The organism is Nostoc sp. CALU 546 (genome assembly GCF_048836525.1).
In genome coordinates this window covers 26,369-33,102 of the sequence record NZ_JAWJTF010000109.1, presented here as the reverse complement: position 1 = coordinate 33,102, position 6,734 = coordinate 26,369, and the positions used below count along the sequence as shown (strand labels likewise).

Here is a 6,734-nt window from a genome sequence, read left to right as displayed (position 1 = left end):
ATTAATTCTTCTTCCCCTGCTCCCTTATCTCCTCACTCCCCACTTGTTTATTCTTCAGATGATGCCGTTGATCTGAGAAAATAAATATTATGAATTTACTGTGAGAGAAACTCTACGACATCAAACGGCAACACAATAATAGTCGAAAGTCAAGATTCAATAATCAATATTTTAACTTTGGACTTTGGACAACAAGCGAACATAGCTGGGAATTTTCATGGAAACAAAAACTGCCAAACTCCTTGATGGTAAAGCTTTAGCAGCAAAAATTCAGCAAGAACTTTCTGTTGCCATTACACAATTAAAACCAAAAATTGGACGATCCCCTGGTTTAGCAGTGTTGATGGTTGGTGATAACCCAGCGTCAGCTGCCTATGTACGCAATAAAGAAAAAGCCTGCGCTAAAGTTGGTATCGCTTCTTTTGGCAAACATTTTCCTGCCCAAACTACCTTGGGGGAGTTAGAAGAGGTAATTGCCGCACTCAACCACGATGAACGGGTGGATGGCATTCTTGTGCAGTTGCCTTTACCTGACCACTTGGATGCAGTGGCTCTGCTGCATCAAATCGATCCTGATAAAGATGCCGATGGATTGCACCCAGTGAACTTGGGGCGACTAGTACGGGGAGAAACTGGTTTACGCAGCTGCACCCCGGCTGGTGTGATGCGCCTTTTACAAGAATATGAAATTCCTTTGCAGGGAAAAAATGCAGTAGTTGTGGGACGCAGTATTTTGGTGGGTAAACCTATGGCGTTGATGCTACTAGAAGCTGATGCCACAGTTACCATCGCTCATTCGCGATCGCATGACCTCAAAAGCATCACCCAAAATGCTGATATTCTAATTGCAGCAGTCGGTCGTCCTGGACTAATCAATGCTGATATGGTGAAACCAGGCGCTGTTGTGGTAGATGTGGGAATGAACCGCGTCACCGATGCTAGTGGCAACAGTCGTCTCATTGGCGATGTCGAATTTGAATCAACCGCTGGTGTAGCAGGATTTATCACCCCCGTTCCTGGTGGTGTTGGCCCTATGACTGTCGCCATATTGTTGCAAAATACATTGGACAGCTATTCCAGAGCGGCAAGAAAAGAAAAAGAGTGATGAGTTAAAAGTTAAGAGTTATTAATTCCTAACTTCTAACTCCTAACTTCTAACTCTTAACTCTTCATTTTTTTCAGCCCCACAGCACCTTAAAATTGTGACGTACAAGACAAAATCCCAAAGTGTCAGGAATGAAAGAATGGTAGCAACTGATAACGTTCAAAAGACACCACCAGAGAAAGCCACATTTAACTTAGCAGCTTATCTAAAAGAGCGACAAAAGCTTTGTGATAATGCTTTGGATCAGGCTATCCCCATCATTTATCCAGAAAAGATTTATGAGGCGATGCGCTACTCGTTATTAGCTGGAGGCAAGCGTGTACGTCCCATTCTTTGCCTTGCTACCTGTGAAATGATGGGTGGAAGTATTGAGATGGCTATGCCAACGGCTTGTGCTGTGGAGATGATCCACACAATGTCGTTGATTCATGACGACCTCCCAGCGATGGATAATGACGATTATCGTCGTGGGAAGCTGACGAATCATAAAGTCTATGGCGAAGATGTGGCGATTTTGGCTGGAGACGGCTTATTGGCTCTCGCTTTTGAGTTTGTTGCCCTTCAAACCCCCCAAAGTGTTCCCAGAGAGCTAGTCTTACAGGTAGTTGTCCGTCTTGGTCGGGCGCTGGGGGCAGCTGGTTTGGTCGGCGGTCAAGTTGTCGATTTAGAGTCGGAAGGGAAATCAGATATTTCCTTAGAAACGCTAAATTTCATTCATCAACACAAAACGGCCGCCCTTTTGGAAGCTTCTGTAGTTTGTGGCGGGATCATTGCCGGGGCATCATCTGAAGATGTGCAGCGATTGACCCGTTATGCTCAAAATATTGGGTTAGCATTCCAAATCATAGATGATATTCTGGATATCACTTCTACCCAAGAAGAATTAGGTAAAACTGCTGGCAAAGATCAAAAAGCCAAGAAAGTGACCTATCCGAGCCTTTGGGGACTTGAGGAATCGCGATCAATTGCCCAAGAGCTAGTTAAAGCAGCTTGTGCGGAATTAGAACCATTTGGGGAGAGAGCTAAATCACTCCAAGCGATCGCTCATTTTATTATCAGCCGCAATAACTAGTAACGCTTTTGGTAATTCGTAATTCGTAATGACGCTCGTGGACTCGCTACCGCTGCGCTAACGTAATTCGTAATTCCCATGCCGCAAGCGTTTCATTGATTTGGAATGGGTGGTTTATTGATACCATGCTGTACTACACCGCCCTGCGGAATTCAAACTTTACTCATTCAAAATTCAAAAAGCTTATCATCTAAGCTTTTTGGTGATTTTGAATAATTGGTCTGTTTCCGTCGTAATGTACTTAGGTTAATTTTGGATTTTGGGTTGAATCTAAATGTTTCCTCAACCGACAACTGCTGCTAATATTTACTAACCTAACCAAAATACCATGCAGGACATAGGCAACATTTTAGACAACCGGGTGCTGCTGGTTGCTCTGGTAGCTTGTTTAATTGCTCAAGCATTAAAGCTCGTAGTCGAGATCATCAAACATCGCAAACTGGATGTACGTGTTTTGGTAACAACAGGAGGTATGCCCAGTGCCCATTCAGCTTTAGTTACAGCTTTAGCCGCTGGTGTAGGGCAAACACTAGGTTGGGCATCTCCTGATTTTGCCGTTGCGATCGTTTTTGCCATTATCGTCATGTATGATGCAGCCGGAGTACGCCAAGCAGCCGGTAAGCAAGCTCGTATTCTCAATCAAATGATTGATGAATTATTTCATGAAAAACCAGACTTTAGCCAAGACCGTCTCAAGGAGTTACTCGGACACACACCAGTTCAGGTAATCGCTGGGTCGGCTTTGGGTATAACCATCTATTGGTTAGCCAGGTCTGCTTATTAGTCAATAGTCTACAGTCTATTAACCAATGACTAATGACTAATGACTAATAACTAATGACTAATGACTAATAGACTACAATCGCACAGTTGAGCGCAGCAGAATCACCTTACGACTATCTACGATGCTGGCAACGAAACCGCCATTGTTCAGCTTTTGTAATGTGTTGTATGCTTCACTTTGGTTAGTGGTATAAACTGCTAGTAAGTAAGGGCGTTGTCCATAAGAAACAAAACCTACGTTACCTCCTACCGCTTGCTGCACACTATTTACTAGTTCTGGACGGTTGTAATAATCTACCAGCACTGCATAACCCTCTCCTAATGCTTGAGGATTATAGGTGACTGTCTGCTGTGGTGACTGTGGTTGTCTCTGTGGCTGTGGCTGTGGTTGTAGTTGTGGTTGTGATTGTGGCTGGACATCTGCCGCTGTTGGTCGAGTGGTAATTATGGCAGACAAGCCAACAATATTGCTAACATATCTCGCCCAACGATTAGCATCATCAATTCTGTTAAAGCCTCCTACTCGCGTCACAGTTTCGTTGAGATATTGACAGGTGATGGTCTTAAGTTCAGGTGGTAAGGCACTACGCAACTGCTTTTGATTATTTGCTGTGGGACTTACTACTAATAAAAGATACTCACCCGCATTTGGTGGTTGACAGAGGGGAATTGCTTGTTGGGCAAAGACAGAACTCATCCCACCAATCAACCCTGCGTAAGCGAAGCTCGTCGTAGATATCGCTAGTCCTAAAACACTTGGTAAAATCTGAAATCTATGCACAAAAGTTAGATTATGTAAATCAAGGTGTCTTAGAAAATTTTATAAGAAAAAAGCTGAAAACCCAGCTACTTCAGTATGTAGATAAAAAGAGTGTCAAAAAATATTTTTTTACTCATAAATAAAATTCGGACTGGGGACTGGGGACTGGGGACTGGGGACTAGGGACTGGGGAGATGAGGGAGACGAGGGAGACAAGGGAGAATATTGAATAAGTCTCTTCTTTGTCTACCATGCCCAATGCCCCATGCCCAATGCCCCATGCCCAATGCCCAATGCCCAATGCCCAATTTCTAAGATACCGTGGCAAGCGATGCCAGGGCATCTGGTATTGCCTCAGAAGGAGCCTGGAATTCACCAGTGATGACGTACTCTAAACGCAGTTTTAACCAAGTAATAAATTGGGGATTTGTAGAAATAATTGCTACTGCTGGTTGGGGACACTTCGCCTTTAGCTCTGCAAACTGCGGTGTTTCCAAGAAAGCTGGTTGCTCAACTAACCAAAAATCTATTTGTTTTTCTTGTTCGTGGTAGTGACGAGTGCGTTCTTTGATAACTTCGTGTATCGGTTCTTCTTCGAGAAGAAAACGTTGACTGGCCAAAACGTAATGGTATGTTTGCATTTTCATCCTTTGGTTGCTATGTGAATAATTTAAGGGTACAGTGCTGCACTGTACCCTTACAAACTAACTTTTGTTGGATTTCTTGAACCAAGAACTGAACGGACAAGCACTTTTCTCGTTTTCAGCTTTTGTTTGTTTGCCACCAGATGTTAGCTTTTCCAAGAACAGATTATTGTCAAAGTAGTGTTCTAAGGAAACAACCTTCAAGTCATCGGTAACTTTTGCAATGCTCATGCCGATAATTTCTACTGTCTCTCCAGTAGGTGCATAGTCTTTGTATTCTCCTTTAAAATGTCCCCAATGCCGCCACTTGAATGTGACATTTGGTGGCCCTGAGTAAACTTCCAGTACTTCCCAAGGGAATCCTTGGGGAAACGTTGTGTGGAAGAGTTTTGCGGATGATTCAAAGCTTTCTTCTGAAGCTTTGTAATGCTCTGAATCAGCCATAAATAAATTGTAAGTACCTTGGGCTGATAAATCTGCTGCGGTGTATTCTATTCCGCCATTGGTACTCACACGAAACTGTTCATTAACAATAGATAACCACTCTTGTGGGTTAGATTTGAAGGATACCTCCATCTCTAAGGTTCGCACCAAGTTTTGCACGATCGCTTCCAGTGTACCTTCAAGGTGATTGTAGATACTTTCTTTAGCGAGATTCTCTTTTGAGCGGGAATAATCAGGCGGTGTCTGATAGCGCCACTCGACATCAGTGCTTTCTGCTATCACCTTATCTCTATCTTGTACCCAAAGTGGCAGGTTGTTAGATTCTGTTGCGCTCATAGAAGTTTTTGCTGAAGATTTGATCCCAATTTCTAGATTTCGCAGTGACAACCCCTCTAGGTTATAGGTTACAGGGTACAGGGTACAGGTTACAGGTTATAGTTTCTTCCCCTATTCCCTATCCCCTATCACCTGTCCCCTATCACCTGTCCCCTCTTATCGCTTGTTTCATCTCGCGGACTGCCCTTTCTATACCTACTAATGCTGCCCGACTGATGATGGTATGACCAATGTTCAGTTCTTCCATGCCGGGAAGCGCAGCCACCGGATAGACGTTCCAGTAAGTGAGTCCATGCCCAGCGTTGACTCGCAATCCTGCTTGAATCGCTTGTTCACACCCTTTCGCTAATATGGCTAATTCTCGATGGCGATTTGTCTCATCCTTAGCTTCAGCGTATTGTCCGGTGTGCAATTCAATAAATTGCGCTTGCACCTTGACAGATGCTTCGATTTGTGCAGGGTCAGCATCGATAAATAAACTAACTGGAATGCTAGCGCTTTGCAATTTATCGACTATCTCACCTATTCTAGCAATTTGGAGGGTAATATCTAGTCCGCCTTCTGTTGTGACTTCTTCGCGCTTTTCGGGGACTAAGGTCACGTAATCTGGTTTGATATCGAGAGCGATCGCTAGCATTTCATCTGTAGCGGCCATTTCTAAATTAAGATGCGATCGCACTGTTTGTCGCAATATCCGCACATCCCTATCTTGGATATGCCGCCGATCTTCGCGCAGATGCACCGTAATCCCATCTGCACCCGCTAATTCTGCCAGCACGGCAGCTGCCACGGGATCTGGTTCCACCGTCCGCCGTGCTTGCCGGATGGTAGCGATGTGGTCAATGTTAACACCAAGTGTAGGCACCCCTAATTTCTCCCAAATCCACAGTCCTCAGAACTTGATTTTACCGGAAATAACGGGAGTTTTGCTTGAGAGTTAAGACACATCACACAAGTGAAATGCAATGTCTACGAATTACGAATTACGAATTATTGGGTTGTTAAGCTGCTGGCGTTGAGCAATTTGGATTAATAATCGCAATGCCTCATTCACAGATGCATCCGTCGGAAAAGCTTGGGCAACGTCAGGCTCTAGGAGGACTAAATTTGTCCCGGCTTGGTATCGCTCAACATACTTACCTTTTACACCTCCTGGCATCTTGGAGAAGTCGTATTCAGGACGTAGTTCGTCTTCTAGCTCGTCAACTTCCTTCTTCATAAAACCTCCTTTCTTGGCGGGTGGCTTTTCTAGCACTGATGATTCGAGTGCAATTTTCTCGGTCAGTGTGGGAGACAACCAATAAGTTACCTGACCCAGACATTCCAATAATAATGTAGCGGTTTTCCCCAATCGAATGATCAGGGTCAGGAAATGTCACAGATAAGGAGTCCTCAAATACGGTCGTGGCTTCTGGGAAAGAGACATCATGCTTTTTCAGGTTGATAACAGCTTTATCTGGGTTCCACTCAAATTCCATGCCAAAAATTTCATTGCCAATGCGCCCAGCAGTTTAGCACGTTACCAATTTTACCGGAAATAGCGGGAGTTTTGCTTGAGAAACTCAGGACACATCACACAAGTGAAATGCG

The 6,734-nt window shown here is 44.1% G+C and carries 9 protein-coding genes; 3 read left to right on the top strand and 6 right to left on the bottom strand.

Translation table 11 applies throughout. From position 1 onward, the window contains the following. Positions 1 to 217 precede the first annotated feature (217 nt). The 3 genes from folD to RRG12_RS35085 all read left to right on the top strand — a co-directional run bounded on the left by folD (position 218) and on the right by RRG12_RS35085 (position 2,961). A complete protein-coding gene (gene folD / locus RRG12_RS35095) occupies positions 218 to 1,105 on the top strand; it encodes a bifunctional methylenetetrahydrofolate dehydrogenase/methenyltetrahydrofolate cyclohydrolase FolD (RefSeq protein ID WP_069067857.1) in 888 nt (295 codons plus the stop codon). 139 nt (positions 1,106 to 1,244) lie between these two features. Then, complete coding sequence (gene crtE, locus RRG12_RS35090) at positions 1,245 to 2,177, top strand: geranylgeranyl diphosphate synthase CrtE (RefSeq protein ID WP_069067856.1); 933 nt, start codon at positions 1,245 to 1,247, stop codon at positions 2,175 to 2,177. 328 nt (positions 2,178 to 2,505) lie between these two features. Next, entirely contained in the window at positions 2,506 to 2,961 is a 456-nt protein-coding gene (locus tag RRG12_RS35085; protein WP_069067855.1) for a divergent PAP2 family protein, read from the top strand. Positions 2,962 to 3,033: 72 nt separating this feature from the next. Here the strand turns inward: RRG12_RS35085 and RRG12_RS35080 are convergent, their stop codons facing one another. The 6 genes from RRG12_RS35080 to RRG12_RS35055 all read right to left on the bottom strand — a co-directional run bounded on the left by RRG12_RS35080 (position 3,034) and on the right by RRG12_RS35055 (position 6,622). Beyond that, on the bottom strand, positions 3,034 to 3,741 hold the full coding sequence (locus tag RRG12_RS35080) for a hypothetical protein (RefSeq protein WP_420762398.1): 708 nt from the start codon (positions 3,739 to 3,741) through the stop codon (positions 3,034 to 3,036). Between the two features lie 290 nt (positions 3,742 to 4,031). Beyond that, positions 4,032 to 4,361, bottom strand: a complete 330-nt coding sequence (locus RRG12_RS35075) for an MgPME-cyclase complex family protein (protein WP_069067862.1) — start codon at positions 4,359 to 4,361, stop codon at positions 4,032 to 4,034. Between the two features lie 63 nt (positions 4,362 to 4,424). Then, the gene (locus RRG12_RS35070) at positions 4,425 to 5,144 is read right to left on the bottom strand and encodes a SnoaL-like polyketide cyclase (RefSeq protein WP_420762397.1); all 720 of its coding nucleotides are present in this window, start codon (positions 5,142 to 5,144) and stop codon (positions 4,425 to 4,427) included. 142 nt (positions 5,145 to 5,286) lie between these two features. Then, the gene (locus RRG12_RS35065; protein ID WP_420762396.1) at positions 5,287 to 6,009 is read right to left on the bottom strand and encodes a pyridoxine 5'-phosphate synthase; all 723 of its coding nucleotides are present in this window, start codon (positions 6,007 to 6,009) and stop codon (positions 5,287 to 5,289) included. Between the two features lie 111 nt (positions 6,010 to 6,120). Next, a complete protein-coding gene (locus RRG12_RS35060) occupies positions 6,121 to 6,363 on the bottom strand; it encodes a hypothetical protein (protein ID WP_420762395.1) in 243 nt (80 codons plus the stop codon). After that, a complete protein-coding gene (locus tag RRG12_RS35055) occupies positions 6,347 to 6,622 on the bottom strand; it encodes a BrnT family toxin (RefSeq protein ID WP_420762394.1) in 276 nt (91 codons plus the stop codon). The genes RRG12_RS35060 and RRG12_RS35055 overlap by 17 nt, the downstream gene beginning before the upstream one ends. Positions 6,623 to 6,734 lie beyond the last annotated feature (112 nt).